Origin of the sequence: Exiguobacterium indicum HHS 31 (assembly GCF_001939065.1) — a bacterium.
In the GTDB taxonomy this organism is placed as follows: Bacteria; Bacillota; Bacilli; order Exiguobacteriales; family Exiguobacteriaceae; genus Exiguobacterium_A; species Exiguobacterium_A indicum.
The window spans coordinates 1049536-1068577 of sequence record NZ_MPSZ01000001.1 but is presented as its reverse complement, the minus strand read 5'-3'; the positions used below and the strand labels follow the sequence as shown (position 1 = coordinate 1068577).

Sequence of the window (19042 nt, the reverse complement as noted above, 5' to 3'; positions counted from 1 at the left end):
TATAATTTAACTGAATATACAGAAAATTAAGAAGGCAAGGAGAGTGCTACCATGACATTTCATCAGTACCCTGAACAGCAGGGATTATACGACCCTCGTATGGAACATGATGCGTGCGGGATCGGGGTTTACGCACATCAAACAGGACGAGCGAGTCATGAAATCGTTGAACATGCATTGGCCATGCTTTGTCAAATGGAACATCGTGGTGGACAAGGAAGCGATGCGAAGACGGGAGACGGGGCGGGTATTTTAACGCAATTACCAGATCGTTTGTTTCGTGAAACGGTTCGCCACATTTCCTTCCCTAAAAAAGGGGATTATGGCGTTTTCATGATGTTCTTACCACGTGAGGAACGGGAACGGATGCGACTCGAACGAACATTAGAATCCATCATCTTGACAGAAGGACAAGACGTCTTAGGATGGCGTACTGTACCTGTTCAGTCAGAAGTGCTTGGGTCGGGTGCCCGCCGCACGGAGCCAGTCATTCGTCAATGTTTCATTGGTGCAAAGGCGATGGAAGGATTGACATTTGAACGAACACTCTTTTTGATTCGTCGCGCATTTGAACGTGAATCAGAACAACTCGGTCTTGAACAATACGTCTTGAGTAGCTCGAGTGAAACGATCGTTTACAAAGGACTCGTGACGACGGATCAATTGCGCGCATACTTCGATGACTTACGAGATGAGCGCTATCAATCAGGGTTTGGTATCGTGCATTCGCGTTTTAGTACGAATACGTTCCCAAGTTGGAAACGTGCTCACCCGAACCGTTATTTGATTCACAACGGTGAAATCAACACGTTGCAAGGAAATATTCGGGCGATGCGCGGTCGAGAACGTCGACTGGCCGAGACGACGTATGGTAATCGGGCAGAGGAAGTGTTACCGATTCTAGATGAGACAGGTAGTGACTCGTCGATGCTTGATAATGCGTTTGAGTTTCTTCATCTGTCCGGACTCTCGCTCGCTGAGACAGCACTGATGCTCGTACCAGAACCATTCGAACATGCTGAGATCAGACCGGCTAAGCGCGCATATTATGAGTACCACAGTAGCATGATGGAGCCATGGGATGGTCCGTCTGCAATCGTCTTTACGAACGGAAAACAGATTGGTGCGACGCTTGACCGAAACGGTTTACGCCCAGCGCGATATGTATTGTTACGCGATGGTCACTTCATGTTGTCGTCAGAAGCAGGAGTACTCCCTCTTCGTGAACAAGACATCCTGTACAAAAAACGATTAGCACCGGGTGAACTGCTTTTACTCGACTTTGCGTCCGGTCAGTTGATCGCAGACGAAGAGATCAAACGGGAGCTAGCGACACGGCACCCTTACGCGGAGTGGCTCGCGCAAGAAGTCGTGTCCCTTTCAAGTAACGACTTCAAGGAAACGCTCGTTGAACTTGGAACAAAACAACGGCATTTTGGATATACGCGTGAAGATATCGATCAATACTTGATCCCGCTCGTCGAAGAACAAAAGGATCCGTTAGGTGCGATGGGGACGGATATACCGCTAGCGGTCTTAAGTGAACGCCCTCAATCCTTGTTCCGATACTTCAAGCAACTGTTCGCACAAGTCACGAATCCACCAATTGACGCGTTACGCGAAGAGATCGTCACCTCGACGCTGACATGGCTTGGTCGACAAGGGGAACTGCTGACGCCGAACCGCGCGAACTGTCGTCGTGTTCGCTTAGAGACCCCGATTCTGCGACCAGACGAAGCCCATGCGCTTAAACAAAGTGGACTTAAGCAAAAAACGATTTCGACGACGTTCACCGACTCGCTTGCAGAAGCGCTCGACATGATCGTTGATGAGGCTGTGACCGCTGCACGAAACGGGTATGAATTATTGACATTATCGGATCGTCTCGTACGCCTCGGCACATTGCCGATGCCAATCCTCTTAGTGACGAGTGCGATTCATCATGCGCTGATCCGTAAGGGATTACGTACAAATCTCAGCTTGATCGTTGAAGGGGGAGAGATTCGTGAAGTCCACCATGTCGCGACGTTGCTCGGATATGGTGCGGATGCGATTTATCCGTACCTGGCATATGCGACGCTTGAAGAAGCGGTAGGGGATCGTTTTACGGATGTAGACAAACGTTACCAAAAAGCAGTCACGGAAGGCGTCGTCAAAGTCATGTCGAAGATGGGCATTTCGACGGTCTTCAGCTACCGTGGTGCGCAGATCTTTGAAGCAGTCGGAATCGATCGCTCCGTCATCGACCAGCATTTCACTGGTACGGTCTCTCAATTGAGCGGAATGACGCTTGAACTGATGGAAGAAGAAGTCCGACGAGCACAACGAATCGCTGACGAGCGTATTCACCTGGAATCCGGCAGTGTCTTCCGGTACCGTCAAGCGGGAGAACATCATGCCTTTAACCCAGCAACGATTCATTTGTTGCAACACGCATGCCGGACGAATGATTACCGGCTCTATCAAAAGTACGCTCAACGCATTCAAGAGGAACCAGCAACGGTGCTACGACATCTGTTGACGTTCAAGGAGACGACGGCGATCCCGATCGAGGAAGTCGAGCCTGTCAGCGAAATCGTCAAATACTTCAAGACGGGTGCGATGTCCTACGGATCGTTATCAAAAGAAGCACACGAGACGCTTGCGATCGCGATGAACCGCTTAGGCGGAAAGAGTAATAGTGGTGAAGGCGGTGAAGAGGAGGAACGATACGAACGGGATGAAAATGGTGACTTCCGGATGAGTCGGATCAAACAGATCGCTTCTGGTCGTTTTGGGGTGACAAGTCACTACCTCGTTCACGCGGACGAATTACAAATCAAGGTGGCACAAGGTGCGAAACCCGGTGAAGGCGGTCAATTGCCTGGTGAAAAAGTCTATCCGTGGATTGCGCGGGTGCGTGCATCAACACCAGGTGTTGGATTGATTTCCCCACCTCCACACCATGATATCTATTCGATTGAAGATTTGGCCCAGTTGATTCATGACTTAAAACGTGCGAACGATCAAGCCCGGATTAGCGTCAAACTTGTCGCCAAAGGTGGCGTTGGGACGATCGCGGCTGGAGTTGCGAAGGGACTTGCCGATGTTATCGTCATCAGTGGTCATGACGGCGGCACAGGTGCCTCGCCGAAGACGAGTATTCAACATGCCGGACTGCCATGGGAACTTGGTCTTGCAGAGACCCATCAAACGTTGACATTAAACGGGTTGCGCGAGCGTGTCGTCCTTGAAACTGACGGAAAGCTATTGACTGGTCGCGACGTCATCCTCGCCGCAATGCTCGGAGCGAATGAGTATGGGTTTGCGACAGCTCCGCTTATCGCCGTCGGATGCATCATGATGCGTGCTTGTCATCTCGATACGTGTCCTGTTGGTGTCGCGACGCAAGATCCAGAGCTCCGTAAGAAATTCACAGGATCTGCCGATGATGTCGTCCATTTCATGACGTTCATCGCAGAGGAAGTACGAGAACATTTAGCGAAACTCGGTGTAAGACGGCTGCAAGATCTCGTAGGGCGGACGGACCTACTCGAACCATCGGAGCGACAACGGACGCATTGGAAGGCGAAGAGTCTTGATTTTTCGCGTCTCCTCGTCCACGTGACACACGGTCCGGCTGAACAACAGCAGCATCATGTCGAGCGTTCCTTTGACGCGCGTGAAATCTCGCCGTATTTGGAGGCGGCAGATTTCAGTCAGCCTCAGACATTACGTTTAACGATTCAAAATACAGACCGTGCGATCGGTACACAGACCGGTGCCATGCTAACAAGACGGTTTGGGGCCCTTGGTCTGCCGACGGATCGATTGAAACTCGAACTGAATGGATCTGCCGGACAAAGTTTAGGCGCTTATTTACCACGTGGCGTAACGCTTGATGTCACGGGAGAAGCGAATGATTACGTCGGGAAAGGATTGTCCGGGGGGATCATCGCCGTTCATCCTCCACGTTCGATTTCGTTCGTCTCGTCCGATCAGTCGATCATTGGTAACGTCGCACTTTACGGGGCGACGAGTGGAGAACTTTATGTCAACGGTCAGGCAGGTGAGCGATTTGCGGTTCGAAACAGTGGAGCAGTCGCTGTCGTCGAAGGAATCGGTAATCATGGACTCGAGTATATGACCGGTGGATCCATCGTCGTCCTTGGCGATGTCGGAAAAAACTTTGCTGCCGGTATGTCAGGTGGTGTCGCCTATGTCTTACCGCGTAACCCTGAACAATTTTTACAACGTGTCAACCGAGAACTTGTTACGACGGGACCTGTCACGCATGTCGAAGAGATTGCGCGACTAAAGACGTTCATCGAACGTCACGTCGCACGGACCGGCAGTGAGCAGGGGGATGCGATTCTAGCGAACTGGGATCATGTCATTCATTCGTTCATCCGCGTCATTCCTTCGACGTATGAGAAAGTGACGACGTTGATGGCTGATTTCGCAAAACAAGGACACAACACCGAAGAAGCGATGTTGCTCGCATTTGAGACACATCTAGGACGCAGAACAGGAGGGGTACGATGAAACGACGCGATCAATTCATGACAGTTGCTCGTTCGGGTGGAACGGAACGACATCCAAGCGAACGAGTGGGTGATTTTAAGGAATATAAGACGGCTTTGACGGAAGCAGAAGCGAGTCAACAAGCAAGTCGATGTATGGATTGTGGCACCCCGTTTTGCCATGTAGGGGAAGTGTTTGATCAAGTGAAGATTGGTTGTCCAGTCTATAACTTGATTCCAGAATGGAACTTGCTCGTAGAAGAAGGACGTTTTCAAGAGGCACTCGATCGCCTTCTTGAGACGAACAATTTCCCGGAATTCACGGGTCGCGTCTGCCCGGCGCCATGTGAAGGGTCGTGTACGTTGTCGATTCATGAACCTGCGGTCGCAATCAAAGATATCGAACGGACGATCATCGACATTGGCTTCGAAAAAGGATGGGTCGTGCCCCGAATTCCAGCAATACGATCGACACGTTCGATTGCCATCGTTGGATCTGGTCCTGCCGGTCTTGCGGCTGCCGATCAGCTGAATCAAGCCGGTCACCAAGTGACGGTCTACGAGCGGGAAGATCGGATTGGCGGATTACTCACGTATGGTATACCAGCCATGAAACTCGATAAAGAGGTCGTACAGCGCCGTGTTGATTTGCTTGAAGCAGAAGGGATCCACTTCCGGACGAACGTCACGATCGGTGCAGATATCACTCTCGAGACACTTGAAGCGGAGTATGACGCCGTTATCTTATGTGTCGGCGCGACGGAACCACGCAAATTAATGGACGCGCCAACGCGTGGAGTTGGTTATGCGATGGATTATTTGACAGGGGTGACACGTCACGTGCTCTCGCAAGAACCGTTGTCTGCTGATCATGACGCAAAAGATAAAGATATTCTCGTCATCGGTGGAGGCGACACCGGAGCGGACTGTGTGGCAACTGCACTCCGTCAACGTTGTCGCTCCGTCGTCCAATTCGGTAAACATGAACAACCGGGTACGACGCGTGCAACAGGAAACATGTGGCCGGATACACCGTCACTCTACTCCATCGATTATGGGTACGCAGAAGCTTTTCAACAATTTGGTCGGGATCCTCGTGAATACTTGATTGCGATTAAGCGATTCACAACAAGTGAATCGGGTCAAGTCACCGGTGTCTGGACGATTCAGACGACGAAAACAAAAAATGAATCGGGTACAGTGATCTTTGAGGAGATCGAAGGGAGCGATCGTTACTTCCCAGTCGATCAAGTCTGGATTGCCATTGGATTCAGTGGTGTCGAAGAGAACGTACTCGAACATTTAGCAGTCGCCTCGGAACGTGGGAAAATCAAGACGACACGTTACGCGACGAACCGTCCAGGCGTATTTGCCGCAGGTGACGCAAGACGTGGTCAATCACTGATCGTATGGGCGATTCGCGAAGGTCGTGAAGTAGCAGAAGCCGTTGGACAATATTTAAAAGCAATGCAACAAACAGGCTAAATCACATCGTCTGGATTTTCTGGCAACATCGGAAATCCAGGCTTTTTTGTGTTTGGCAAAGAAATCTGCCAGTTCAAAAATAACTATTGATTTTGTTTCAAGGTGAAACACCGAAAATATTTCTGCTATTCTTATAAAATGAAGAGGAGGTATGACAGATGAAGTCAGAAATCATCTATTTCGTATGCGAGAGTGGAATGGCGAGTAGTATCATGGGGGCTACGATTTTAAGAAAGCGCTTACTTGAATGCGGTATTACGACAGACGTCAAGACATGTCGGATCGCAGAACTACCTGATCAAGCAGCTTTTATCGTCGGAGAAACGCAACTCGTCCATCGACACGTATGGAAAACACATTGTTCGGTTCATCCAGTCGATCGGATTCTTGATCCGACTGCATATGACGTCATCCTCGAATCTTGGCAGAAAAGAGTGAGGCTGCATGACTGAATTTACACCACGGGAACATGATATCTTATTTTTCCTCTTATCACGTGAGGAACCTGTTCAAATACAAGAGATTGCGGAAACGCTCGAGACATCGGAACGAACGATTCAACGTGAACGCGATCGTCTTGCCCAGTCTTTAGAAGATCATGATTTGCGTTTGACTTATGTTCGCGGCAGAGGTCTCTTAATTGAGGGAACGGACGAAGCCAAACATGCATTACGGGACCAACTCTTGTTGTCACATAAACAATTACCGAACGCTGAAGATCGCCAAGTCGAGTTAGCGTATCGGCTACTACAAGAAGAAGGGATGGTCAAATTACAGGCGATCGCCCATGCGATGTATGTGGCTCCGAGCACGGTTAGCCAGGATTTAGAGAGGATTGATGAGTGGTTTCTACAATATGACCTTGAAATCAAGCGCAAAAAAGGTATTGGTGCCGAAGTCATCGGCGAAGAAATCAACAAACGCCGATTACTGATTTCATTGATCTTTACGCAATGGGATGTTCTCGCTTTCTATCGGTTGTTACAAGGCGACGCCGGGCAATTACCTCATCTGTTACGCATGAATCGAACATCCTGGCTTGAGATGATCAATCAAGCGTACGCGGTCATAGCGCCATTGACGAAAGAAGGGCGTCTCAATGACCGACAAATCATGCGTGCGACACTCAGCTTAGCTTTACAAGCGTTACGCAAAGATCAGTTTCCGATGCGTTACGAGTTAAAAGCGTATCCGGTCGAAATCCTCAAATGGGTGGAACGCGTCGAAGAGCGATTACCTGACACGTTGTCGATTGCCGAACGCCAATGGTTATCAGAAGAATTGCGTGCTTTCTTTCAATCGGACGCAGGAGATACGGAAGAACTCGTCACGCGCCTTCGTGTAAAACGATTGATTGAGCATGTCTCCTTGTTATATGGAACGAACTTTACGAAGGATCATGCGCTAGAACGCGGACTCGTTTCGCATATTCAATCGTACACACGTCAAAATAGCGTCAATCCGTCCTATGTCATCAAACAAATCGAACGGGAATATCCGCGCTTGTTTGATGCGGTCAAACAAGCAGCACTGTCGATCTTCAACGATGCGACATTTGAAGACGTAGATTTAGCATTTTGGGTCATGCATTTCGGTGCCGTTCTCAGCAAACCGACACCAAAACTCCCATATCGTGTTCTCGTCGTCTGCTCTGCTGGACTCGGTTCCTCGAAGTTGTTGATGAATCGGCTACGGCAAGAATTCGCTGAACTCGAGCACATCGATAACTCGTCCCTGTTTGGCATCGAACGGTTACCAATCGATTCGTACGACTTTGTATTGTCGACTGTACCGTTGCCTGACATTCGTCCACCACATCTTCTCGTCAACCCGTTGCTTCCTCAGGATGAGGTCGAACGAATTCGGAAATTAATTCTCGCCTTGCCTAAATCCTTTCAACCGGCACCGCGAAAGACAAAAACGGAATGGCTCGATCTTGAGCAATTGCATCGGCTCGTTGCATCGTCCATTCAAGTATCGGACGGATTCCAAATGGAACGGTTAGCGCGCGTGGGCGATGGGATTGAATCGCTCTTGTTTGAGATCAGTACACGCATGGTCGAGCAAGGATTGGCGAAGTCAGCTGTTTCGCTCTCTGGACAATTGCTACGTCGTCATGAGATGTCAGGTCTTGGTATTCCGGGAACGCGGCTTGCGCTGTTTCACGGACGCGATGCGACGATTCAACGAGGGGGATTCCTCATCTTTGAATTGCCTGAACCGATCGACTTGCTCGGAATGGATCAACAGTTACAATCCGTCGAACGGCTCCTCGTCTTGGTCGCACCGGAAGAGACCTCGAACGAACTGCTTGAATTACTCAGTTCGATCAGTGCTGCGATCATCGAGAGTCCCGAACAAATGGATCAATTCGAGTTCGGGGAGGAACAGACGATTCGTCTGCTTTTGAATCGAACGTTTCGAACGGTCATTGATCAATTCCTAGGTCACACTTGAAAAATCCCTGTCACTCCATTCCTGAAGTGACAGGGATTTTTTCACGTCAAGCAGGCTTCTTTTTAGTCTGTCCAACTTCTTGGACAAAGACTGAACTAGGAAAGATTGAGTAAGCGCTTGCAGTACTCTTACAATAAGGTCATAGCAAAGCAATCATCTTATCAACTCATACACGAAATGGAGGCTAACGCAATGGCGACAGCTCAAAATGGAGCACGGGGCATCCGTGTACAAGTTCAACGGTTCGGAAGCTTTTTAAGCGGTATGGTCATGCCGAACATCGGTGCATTCATCGCCTGGGGGATCATCACGGCACTGTTCATCCCAACTGGATGGGCACCAAATAAGGAACTCGGTGAACTCGTCGGTCCGACAATCACCTATCTTTTACCGTTGCTGATCGGATACACGGGCGGGAAATTAATGCATGACGTCAGAGGAGGCGTCGTCGGGACGCTCGCGACGATGGGGGTCATCGTCGGAACAGAGATTCCGATGTTCCTCGGTGCCATGATCATGGGACCACTTGGCGGATACGTCATCAAAAAGTTCGATCAGTTGATCGAAGGAAAAATCAAGCCAGGTCTCGAGATGCTCGTCAACAATTTCTCGGTCGGGATCATCGGTGGGTTGTTGATGCTCGGTGGATTCAAAGTATTCGGACCACTCATGACAGGTCTTGACGACATCATGGCTGCAGCAGTTGGTGCGATCGTCAGTGCACACTTGCTACCATTAGCGAGTTTGTTCATTGAACCAGCGAAAATTTTATTCTTGAACAACGCCATCAACCACGGCATCTTAAGCCCACTGGGTCTCGATCAAGTAAACGAGGCGGGCAAATCAGTTCTGTTCTTACTCGAAGCCAACCCCGGTCCGGGTCTCGGATTGTTACTCGCTTACTCGTTCTTCGGTTCTGGTGCGGCAAAGAAAACAGCACCGGGTGCCGCGTTCATTCAGTTCATCGGTGGGATTCACGAAATTTACTTCCCATATGTCTTGATGAAGCCGGTCTTATTGCTTGCGATGATCGCAGGTGGTATGAGTGGGATCCTCACATTCGTCCTATTTGATGTCGGTTTAGTCGCACCTGCTTCACCAGGTAGTATCATTGCGGTTCTTGCAATGGCATCCCGCGGTTCTTACGTCGGATTGATCGCCGGTGTCCTTGTTTCAGCATCTGTGACCTTCGTTGTCTCAACTGTTCTGCTGAAGACAAGCAAAGCAAAAGAGACATCCCTTGAAGAAGCAAGCGCGAACGTTAGTGCGATGAAAGGAAAACAATCGATTGCCTCGACACTCGTTTCAGCTGATGCTAAACCACTTGCAGAAGTCGAACATATCATTTTCGCTTGTGACGCTGGTATGGGATCGAGTGCGATGGGGGCATCCGTCCTTCGCAATAAAATCAACAAAGCGGGCTTACCGATCAAGGTAACGAATACGTCGATCAGTCAATTGCCGCAAAACGCCGAACTGATCATCACGCATCGTGATTTGACGGAGCGGGCGAAGGAACAGGTACCAACGGCAGAACACCGATCAGTCGATAATTTCTTAAATGCCGGATATTATGATCAACTTGTTCATGAGATCGAAACAGCACGAAATAAGATTTCTTAAAAATAAAGATAGAGATATTCAAGGAGGAATAAACATGACAACGACAATGAACCTTTCACCGGAACTTGTATTACTGAACCAACAATTCGCAGACGAGACGGCAGCCATTACGGCTGCCGGTCAACTCCTCGTCGATCATGGATATGTCGAAGCGGGTTATATCGATTCAATGCAAGAGCGTCACGCTTTATCAACGGTCTATATCGGTAATCATGTCGCAATTCCCCACGGAACAGAGTCGGCTAAATCACAAGTCAAGAAAACAGGACTATCGATTCTACAAGTACCGCAAGGCGTAACGTTCGGAACGGAACAAGCACGACTCGTCATCGGTATCGCTGGCGTCGGGGACGAACATCTCGAGTTGCTCTCGAATATCGCGGTCATTTGCTCCGATGAGGAGAACGTCGAGCGTATCGTGGCAGCGACATCAAAAGAAGAAATCATCGCCTTATTGACAGCGGAGGTGTAAGCATGAAAGCCATCCATTTTGGTGCCGGTAACATCGGACGTGGTTTCATCGGCTTACAACTCGTCAAGACGGGTTACGAAGTCTGTTTCGTAGATGTCAATTCGACGGTCGTCGATGCATTAAAAGCACGCCATACCTACGAGGTCGGTTATGCCTCTGAACAGGGAGGACGTGAACGGGTCGACGGCGTGACGGCGCTCAACAGTTTGTCTGAACCGGATCAGGTCATTGCAGCGATTCGCGATGCAGATGTGATTACGACTGCTGTCGGTCCGAGCTTGTTGTCGAAAATAGCTCCTTTGATTGCGGAAGGGTTACGTCAACGTGATCAACAGACACCTGTCTACGTCATTGCGTGCGAGAACATGATCGGTGGGTCAAAACACTTGCAAGCGGAGGTAGCGAAACATCAGACGGTAGCGGAGAACTGGTATTTTCCGAATGCAGCGGTTGACCGGATCGTGCCGCTTCAACATCACGAAGACCCGTTATACGTCGAAGTGGAAGAATTCTTCGAATGGGTGATTGAGACGACTGGACTACCGGAAGCTTATCCACGGATCGAAGGCGTCACTTATGTCGAGAACATCGAACCGTTCATTGAGCGGAAGCTGTTCACCGTTAATACGGGACATGCGATTGCTTCGTACCTCGGAGCACTCTTTCATAAAGAGACGATCGCTGAAAGTCTAACGGATCCACGCATCCGTCGTGGTGTCCAGACAGCACTTTATGAAACAGGGTGGTTGTTACTTGAAAAGTACGGCTTTAACCCCGTCGACCATAGTGCATATATCCAAAAGAATATGAAACGCTTTGAAAACCCGCGAATTCATGATGAAATCATTCGTGTTGCTCGTTCACCGATTCGTAAACTGAGTCCAAGTGACCGACTCGTCAAACCAGCGAAGGAATTGATGGAGCGTGGGATCGAAGCAGATGGATTAGCACGCGGGATCGCAGCAGCCCTGACCTATTTCGATCCAAATGATTCAGAATCTTCTGAATTGAATGCGTATATCACGAAATATGGAATTGAAGATGCGTTAAACGCATACCTAAAACTGTCAGCAACGGATCCACTTGGATCTCGAATCATTGAACATTATGAAGCGATGCAACAACAAGTCAATTCGATTGCTTGAGAATAAGTGTGCGCACCACCCTTCACGTCACGTGAAGGGTGGTTTTGTATATCGAATAACATGTAGCGCATCGTCATCGAAATAACCAGTTTTTGAAATTCTTCTATCACAATTTGATTACAATTTGTATATTCAATTTGGAATATTCGAAAACGAATATTTAGCGATTAAAATACATTGTACGCTATATGAACGGAACATCTCTATTCCGATTTTTCAGGTAAGAGAAGGTGATTATATGTTGAATTATAAAGTGAACGTATATAGATTAAACGGAGCACGACCAAAAGCAACAAAAGGAACCGGACCAAAACATTTGATTTATTCGAGTCAGTTTTCTTCACGTACACCAGTCCATTTATTGCATCAACTCATCTTGAATCGTTTGTTGGTTGAACAAGAAAAAAACCTTGAATTGACGTATACGATCGAAGTAAATGCGGTACTTGATCAATTCGTGATCGACGTCCGTGTCTTTTCAACAGATACGGTCAGTGTCCAAGTCGAGCGTGACTTGATTGAAATCATTGAACGTGAAGAAGTCCGTCATATCCCAGCGCTTGAAATCGGAAAACCGGATTTCGCGGAATTCGCTCACATCGTCTTAAAGGTCAAGGAAGGCGGACCACGCCTTTCACAAGAGGATACGCAACGAATTTTCAATGAGTCTGGAGTTCGAGGGCGAATCATCCTGCATAAGGAACGAATCGACAGTCATGAACCGTCACATTCGATTCAACTACTGATTGGTGGGACGGAAAAGTCTTTATATAGTCTTTCGCAATACCAGCTTGATCCACTCTTCCGTAAACATGGGTTAACGATTCAATCCTTGAATCTGTTACCGTTTGATTTATTCATGATTCGTGACAAAATCGCGATGCTGTCTTCGGCAGATGCTTCGCAACTGTGGATCGATGACATCACGACATCCAAGAACGGACGATCACATCAGATTTGTTTTAACGATGGGAATGAATGCATGACGGTTATCTGTGATCTTCATGGATCAATTCGTTCTTATAAGTGTTCGTGATGGTTTAACTCTTCTTCGAATAGGCTACATTCTTAACAGAGGTTCTAACGAAGGGGAGTCGAACAATCATGTTATCTAAACAACAGACGGAAGAATTCAAGCAACGATTATTAAAGGAAAAAGAAAAGACGACATCAAACATCGAACAACGCGATATGGATTACGATGAAGGTGAATTGTCGAGTTACGATAATCATCCTGCCGATTCCGGCGATGAATTGTTCTTGCGGGAACGCGATCAAGCGATCACGGACATGCAAGAGGATATGCTCTCTGATGTGGATCGTGCCCTAAAAGCGATCGAGGACGGAACGTATGGCATTTGTAAGGTCTGTGGAAAAGAGATTGAGATTGAACGTCTTGATATCATTCCGGAAACGCTATTATGTATCGAGCATGCAAAAGAAGAAGCAGAACAAAACGAGAACGATCCGAATTCGCGACCAAGTGAAGAAGATGTACTGGATCCATCTGTTACAGCCCGCGGGAAAGACATCGACGGTGATACGGATGGATTCTCGAAAGTAAGTGATTTCGGTAGTTCCGATACACCGTCTGACCAAGAAGACGGAATTGACCCGACACGGTCTTGACCGGCAAAACATCTCCCGAAAATGGAGATGTTTTTTCTCGAAAAAAATCACAGATATTTACCGGAATTTTTTGACTTTTCATATAATTTTGGTACGATGGTATCGAGGGGGCTGTTTTAGCCTATATTAAAATGTAAGCGCATACAAGCATCCGTCTCACTGCTTGACCATTTTAGTTGAGGGAGGAAATAACGCATGATTTATGACATTCCGAACAAGCAAGGGTCAAAAGTACAGTACAAGGAACGGTATGAAAATTACATCAATGGAAAGTGGACGGCACCTGTCGGGGGAGAATATTTTGATAATGTCACACCTGTCACTGGTAAAGTATTGTGCCAAGTCGCTCGTTCCGGTAAGGAAGACATCGAACTGGCTCTTGATGCAGCACACGCGGCAAAAGAAGCATGGGGGAAAACGTCTGTAACGGAACGCTCAAACATTTTAAATAAAATCGCGAATCGGATGGAAGAAAACCTTGAGATGCTCGCTTATGCAGAGACACTTGAGAACGGGAAAGCGGTCCGTGAGACACTCAACGCCGATCTACCGCTCGCAATCGATCACTTCCGTTATTTCGCCGGCGTCATCCGTGCCCAAGAAGGTTCGGTCGGCGAACTCGATCAAGACACGGTAGCGTACCACTTCCATGAGCCACTTGGCGTCGTTGGTCAAATCATTCCGTGGAACTTCCCTCTCCTGATGGCTGTCTGGAAGCTGGCACCGGCTCTCGCAGCAGGAAACTGTGTCGTCTTAAAACCAGCAGAACAAACACCAGCGAGCATCATGGTGCTCATGGAACTTGTTGAAGATCTATTGCCACCTGGTGTCGTGAACATCGTCAATGGATTTGGTCTCGAGGCAGGAAAACCGCTCGCTTCAAGCAAACGAATCGCAAAAATCGCCTTTACGGGTGAGACGACGACAGGACGTTTGATCATGCAGTACGCATCACAGAACCTGATTCCGGTCACACTCGAACTCGGTGGGAAATCACCGAACATCTTCTTCGAAGATATCATGCAGGCAGATGATGCTTTCTTCGATAAAGCAATCGAAGGATTACTGATGTTTGCGTTGAACCAAGGAGAAGTCTGTACGTGTCCGTCGCGTGCCTTGATTCAAGAATCAATTTACGAGCCGTTCATGGAACGTGTTCTAGAGCGTGTCAAAGCCATCAAGATCGGAAATCCTCTTGATTCGGACGTCATGATGGGGGCTCAAGCTTCGAACGAACAGATGGAGAAAATCCTTTCATATCTTGAAATCGGTAAGTCGGAAGGCGCAGAGTGTCTCATCGGTGGAGAGCGTAACATGCTTGAAGGGGATCTTGCAGAAGGATATTACATCCAACCAACGATCTTCAAAGGACACAATAAGATGCGAATCTTCCAAGAAGAAATTTTCGGACCGGTCTTGTCGGTTACGACATTCAAGACGGAAGAAGAAGCGCTCGAAATTGCGAATGATACGTTATATGGTCTTGGTGCCGGAGTCTGGACACGTGATATGAACCGTGCTTATCGGTTTGGGCGTGCGATCGAAGCAGGACGCGTCTGGACGAACTGTTATCACCAATATCCAGCTCACGCGGCGTTTGGTGGTTACAAAATGTCAGGGATCGGACGTGAAAACCATAAGATGATGCTCAACCATTACCAACGGACGAAAAACCTACTCGTTAGCTACAACCCGAATAAACTCGGTTTCTTCTAAGTCGGAAAGGACGTGGATGCAAATGGTGGAACGTGTTCAGGCGACAGCAGCTTGTCTAGAGTTAATCGACCAGTTGAGAGAAAAACACGGTCCGTTGATGTTTCATCAATCTGGTGGTTGTTGCGATGGCAGTTCCCCGATGTGTTTTGCGCAGGGTGATCTATTCCTGGGAGATCAGGATAAAAAACTGGGAGAGATCGGTGGTTGTCCGTTTTATATTCATGAAGATCAATATGAGTACTGGAAACATACGCAACTCATCATTGATGTCGTGGATGGTCGAGGCGGAATGTTCTCTCTTGAAGGTGTCGAAGGGAAACGTTTTTTGACACGCTCCCGTGCGTTCACGCAAGAGGAATACGCTGAACTATCAGCATCAAGCTAAGGAATCAAACACGGTTTCGTCGAGGTGACTTGTTCATTCAGGTCGCTCGTACGGAATCGTGTTTTTTGTTCGTATCACGACGTTCGAACAGGATAAAAGTTGGTAATGCGGCATAAGAACGGTATAATGAACTCATATTTTGACGAGAAGATAGTTTCACACTATGACATTTTAGGGGGTCACCATGAAATATCCATTTTTAGGTTGGACAGGTCAAACGATCGGAGTGACGGCGCCCTCCTCCGGATTAAGTGAACAGCAACAGGAATGGGTCGAACGAGCAGTTGAACAGGTACAAGCACGACAAATGAACGTCCGTTTAGGCGAAACGATTTGGTCGCATCAACATGCTGAGAGTGCACCGGCTAAACAACGGGCCGAAGAATTGAACCGCATGATGACGGATGAGACGATTGATGCCGTCATCCCGCCATTTGGCGGGGAACGCGCCATTGATCTTTTACCTGAGTTGACGCTAGCTACTTACCAAACAAAATGGTTGCTTGGCTATTCCGATATCAGTACGCTATTGCTCAGTCTGACGCTTCAGACGGGAATTGCAACAGCACATGGTCCGAATTTCGTTGAGCTTCGAAGTGAAGAATGGGACGAGACGACAAGTGCCTGGCGACGAGTACTTGCGACGCCAACTGGAGGAACCGTTACACAGTGGGCTTCCGATCGTTATCAATCCAAATGGACTGATGAAGAACGTCCAGCAGGTTCGTTATTTCAGCTAACGGAAGCGACGGAATGGAAAGCACTTGATGAGCGAACAGAAGTGACCGGACGTATACTTGGTGGGTGCCTAGAGACGATTCGCCATCTGATTGGGACACCGTATGGAGATGTGCAGCGTTTCCAGCGTGAAGAGATCAACGGAGAACCGATACTCTGGTACTTTGAGGTGTCTGAAGCGAATTCGGCAGAGGTGCACCGGACGCTGCGACAAATGGCGTATGCTGGATGGTTCAACCATGCGGCTGGCTTTTTATTCGGGCGCACGTCTGCAAGGATTACAGAAGACCTGACATGGCTAAACGTGTATCAATATCTAGCGGATGAGACAGGCTTACCAGTCTTATACGATCTTGACATCGGTCATCAGCCGCCGCAGGTGACGTTAATCAATGGAGCGACGGGTACGGTTCGTATTCAAGGAAAAGATTCACGAATCGATCTGACGTTCAACTAAAAAGGAGAGCACGCAATGGCACGTCGTAAGTTTCAAGCATTAGGCGTTTATAAACGCGTCCATATCAATCCGGAGACACGTCGGATGACGTTACCGGAACCATTTTACGATGCACTTCGTCTAGAAGATGAATTGCTGATTGCACAAGTTGGAGATGTTCTCGTCATGCGACGTCCGGGGGAGGTCGTCGAGACAGAAACAGATTTATTGAGCGAACTCGTAGAAGATGGATTCACGGGTACAGAGCTCGTCCAAGAATTTGCCTACCGGCGTCAGCAACAAGAACAGCGATTACGTCAACAAGTCTTGCAGGATGAAGAGGATGACCATGCTGCTCAACTGAAGATCGAGTTATAACGGAAAGAAGGAGTGGGGCAGATGCGTCGCAGAACAAAAATTGGAATCGGAGTCATCGGATCCGGATTAGTAGCAGCGAGTTATTATTTTTACGAGATGGCAATCGCTACGAATCCAAAGCCATTCTTATCGAATAATCGAGATCTAAGTGACGAGATGGTCCGATTGATGCAACCTGGTCAGACATGGATCAAGGAGCAACCGCTTGAGCGGATCGAGATTGAAGCGAAAGACGGTTTAACGTTACGCGGGCATTTTCTTCCGTCACCTGTTCCGTCAGATCGGATCGTCATTCTCGTGCACGGGTACGGAGGCGTCGGAACGGATTTAGCCGGATTCGCCTATCTGTACCATCAGGCCGGTTTCCATGTCATGATGCCCGATAATCGTGGACACGGAATGAGTGACGGTCACTACATCGGATTCGGATGGCATGATCGGGAAGATTGTCTCAGTTGGTCGAACTATCTGATTGAACGGATCGGACAGGAGGCGAAACTATTCCTGCATGGCGTATCGATGGGAGGGGCGACCGTATTGATGACGAGTGGCGAACAACTCCCACCACAAATCAAAGGAATCATTTCTGATTGTGCCTATACGTCCGTTAATGCAGTCCTTGCGTATCAGATGAAGCGGATGTACCGTCTACCACACTTTCCGTTCTTAGGCATGACGAGCGTATTGACGAAGCTAAAGGCTGGTTATACGTTCCGTGAAGCATCTGCGCTGAAACAGGTCAAAAAGGCACAAGTACCGATTTTGTTCATCCATGGTGGGGCGGATACATTCGTACCGACAGACATGGTGTATGAGCTGTATGAAGCTTGTCCAACGGAAAAAGAGCTCGTCGTCATTCCGAATGCCGCTCATGCGATGGCCTATTTTGAGGATCCAGCATTGTATGATGATGTCGTCGAGAAGTTCGTTCGCAACATCTTGCGAAATGATTGACAACTCCGTTCTTTACCCGCTATATTAATATCATAAATCAACGTCGTCGTGGCGGAACTGGTAGACGCGCTAGACTCAGAATCTAGTGGTGGCAACACCGTGGAGGTTCAAGTCCTCTCGGCGGCATAAATGATTGAAGGAGGCAATCCCAGCAGGGGGTTGCCCTTTTTTTATTGCTGAATAGAAAACGATTACAACGAATAAAAATTCAGAAATATTTATCTTTTTAGAATTTTTCTGGTAAAATACGTTTTAAAGAGGGTACTCTTCAGGGAAAGTACTAAGTGAAGTAGACAATCTTTAACACATAGGAGAGGGGAAACAAACATGAAAAAAGGGAGTATCTTGCTAGCGCTCTTGATGAGCTGTGTTCTCGTACTTGGTGCATGTAGCATCGGTTCGAAAGAAGAAGAGTCGTCTGAAGGAAAGACTTATAAGGTCGGCATTGACGTCACGTATCCACCATTCGAATATAAAGACGGGGATACGTACAAAGGAATCGACATCGATCTCATGAAAGCAATCGCGAAGGATCAGAACTTCAAGATTCAATTTGAAGCGATGGACTTTAGCGGCATCATTCCGGCACTTCAAGCAAATCAATTGGACGTTGCCATTGCCGGTATGAGTATTACGCCAGAACGGAAGAAAGTCGTCACATTCTCGGATCCATACTTCAAAGCTGGTCTTATTCTAGTCGTCAAAGAAGATGAGAATGGTATTAAATCTGTCAACGATTTAAAAGGGAAAAAAGTAGCCGTCAAAAAGGGAACGACGGGTGCGAAATATGCAACGGATAACGCAGATAAACTGGGCTTTACAGTCACACAGTTCAATGACAGTCCAGCGATGTTCCAAGAAGTGAAGAATGGTAACGCTGCTGCTTTGATTGAAGATTATCCTGTCATCTCATATGCAAACAAACAACAAAACCTTGGATTAAAACTTGTCGGAGACCGTCTCAACGGGGACAACTACGGAATCGCTGTCTTAAAAGGTGAGAACGAGGATCTGATGAAGAAAATCAACAAAGGGCTTGCGAATCTGAAAGAAAACGGTGAATACGATAAAATCGTTGACACGTATCTGAAATAAGTCGCAAGGCGATAAGGGAGTGGGATA

15 protein-coding genes and 1 tRNA gene are annotated in these 19042 nt (G+C 47.9%); all 16 read left to right on the top strand.

The window, feature by feature from the left end; genetic code table 11:
• Nucleotides 1-51 precede the first annotated feature (51 nt).
• The gene (gene gltB / locus N179_RS05850) at nt 52-4524 is read left to right on the top strand and encodes a glutamate synthase large subunit (protein WP_075642506.1); all 4473 of its coding nucleotides are present in this window, start codon (nt 52-54) and stop codon (nt 4522-4524) included.
• Nucleotides 4521-5987: a glutamate synthase subunit beta gene (locus N179_RS05845; protein WP_075642505.1), complete on the top strand. Its 1467-nt coding sequence runs from the start codon at nt 4521-4523 to the stop codon at nt 5985-5987. Before gltB ends, N179_RS05845 begins: the two co-directional genes overlap by 4 nt.
• 158 nt (nt 5988-6145) lie before the next feature.
• Nucleotides 6146-6439, top strand: a complete 294-nt coding sequence (locus tag N179_RS05840; RefSeq protein WP_075642504.1) for a PTS sugar transporter subunit IIB — start codon at nt 6146-6148, stop codon at nt 6437-6439.
• Nucleotides 6432-8444, top strand: coding sequence for a BglG family transcription antiterminator (locus tag N179_RS05835; protein ID WP_075642503.1), 2013 nt, complete (start codon nt 6432-6434; stop codon nt 8442-8444). Before N179_RS05840 ends, N179_RS05835 begins: the two co-directional genes overlap by 8 nt.
• 192 nt (nt 8445-8636) lie before the next feature.
• Nucleotides 8637-10067, top strand: coding sequence for a PTS mannitol transporter subunit IIBC (locus N179_RS05830; RefSeq protein ID WP_075642502.1), 1431 nt, complete (start codon nt 8637-8639; stop codon nt 10065-10067).
• A gap of 34 nt (nt 10068-10101) precedes the next feature.
• On the top strand, nt 10102-10539 hold the full coding sequence (locus tag N179_RS05825) for a PTS mannitol transporter subunit IIA (protein ID WP_244150215.1): 438 nt from the start codon (nt 10102-10104) through the stop codon (nt 10537-10539).
• 2 nt (nt 10540-10541) lie between these two features.
• Nucleotides 10542-11684, top strand: a complete 1143-nt coding sequence (locus N179_RS05820) for a mannitol-1-phosphate 5-dehydrogenase (RefSeq protein WP_075642501.1) — start codon at nt 10542-10544, stop codon at nt 11682-11684.
• A gap of 238 nt (nt 11685-11922) precedes the next feature.
• Nucleotides 11923-12720: a hypothetical protein gene (locus N179_RS05815; RefSeq protein WP_075642500.1), complete on the top strand. Its 798-nt coding sequence runs from the start codon at nt 11923-11925 to the stop codon at nt 12718-12720.
• 68 nt (nt 12721-12788) lie between these two features.
• Complete coding sequence (locus N179_RS05810; RefSeq protein WP_075642499.1) at nt 12789-13313, top strand: TraR/DksA C4-type zinc finger protein; 525 nt, start codon at nt 12789-12791, stop codon at nt 13311-13313.
• A gap of 195 nt (nt 13314-13508) precedes the next feature.
• Nucleotides 13509-15029 (top strand): aldehyde dehydrogenase, encoded by a 1521-nt coding sequence (gene adh, locus N179_RS05805; protein ID WP_055968451.1) that lies wholly within the window; start codon nt 13509-13511, stop codon nt 15027-15029.
• Between the two features lie 22 nt (nt 15030-15051).
• The gene (locus N179_RS05800; RefSeq protein WP_023468555.1) at nt 15052-15414 is read left to right on the top strand and encodes a DUF779 domain-containing protein; all 363 of its coding nucleotides are present in this window, start codon (nt 15052-15054) and stop codon (nt 15412-15414) included.
• A gap of 184 nt (nt 15415-15598) precedes the next feature.
• Nucleotides 15599-16609: a S66 family peptidase gene (locus N179_RS05795; RefSeq protein WP_023468554.1), complete on the top strand. Its 1011-nt coding sequence runs from the start codon at nt 15599-15601 to the stop codon at nt 16607-16609.
• Nucleotides 16610-16624: 15 nt separating this feature from the next.
• Nucleotides 16625-16966 carry a hypothetical protein gene (locus N179_RS05790; RefSeq protein WP_023468553.1) on the top strand — a complete coding sequence of 114 codons (342 nt, stop codon included), beginning with the start codon at nt 16625-16627 and terminating at the stop codon, nt 16964-16966.
• A 21-nt stretch (nt 16967-16987) separates the two neighbouring features.
• Nucleotides 16988-17920 carry an alpha/beta hydrolase gene (locus N179_RS05785; protein WP_055968447.1) on the top strand — a complete coding sequence of 311 codons (933 nt, stop codon included), beginning with the start codon at nt 16988-16990 and terminating at the stop codon, nt 17918-17920.
• Between the two features lie 42 nt (nt 17921-17962).
• Nucleotides 17963-18046 (top strand) — tRNA-Leu (locus tag N179_RS05780).
• A 201-nt stretch (nt 18047-18247) separates the two neighbouring features.
• A complete protein-coding gene (locus N179_RS05775) occupies nt 18248-19015 on the top strand; it encodes a transporter substrate-binding domain-containing protein (RefSeq protein ID WP_023468551.1) in 768 nt (255 codons plus the stop codon).
• The last annotated feature ends 27 nt before the right edge of the window (nt 19016-19042 follow it).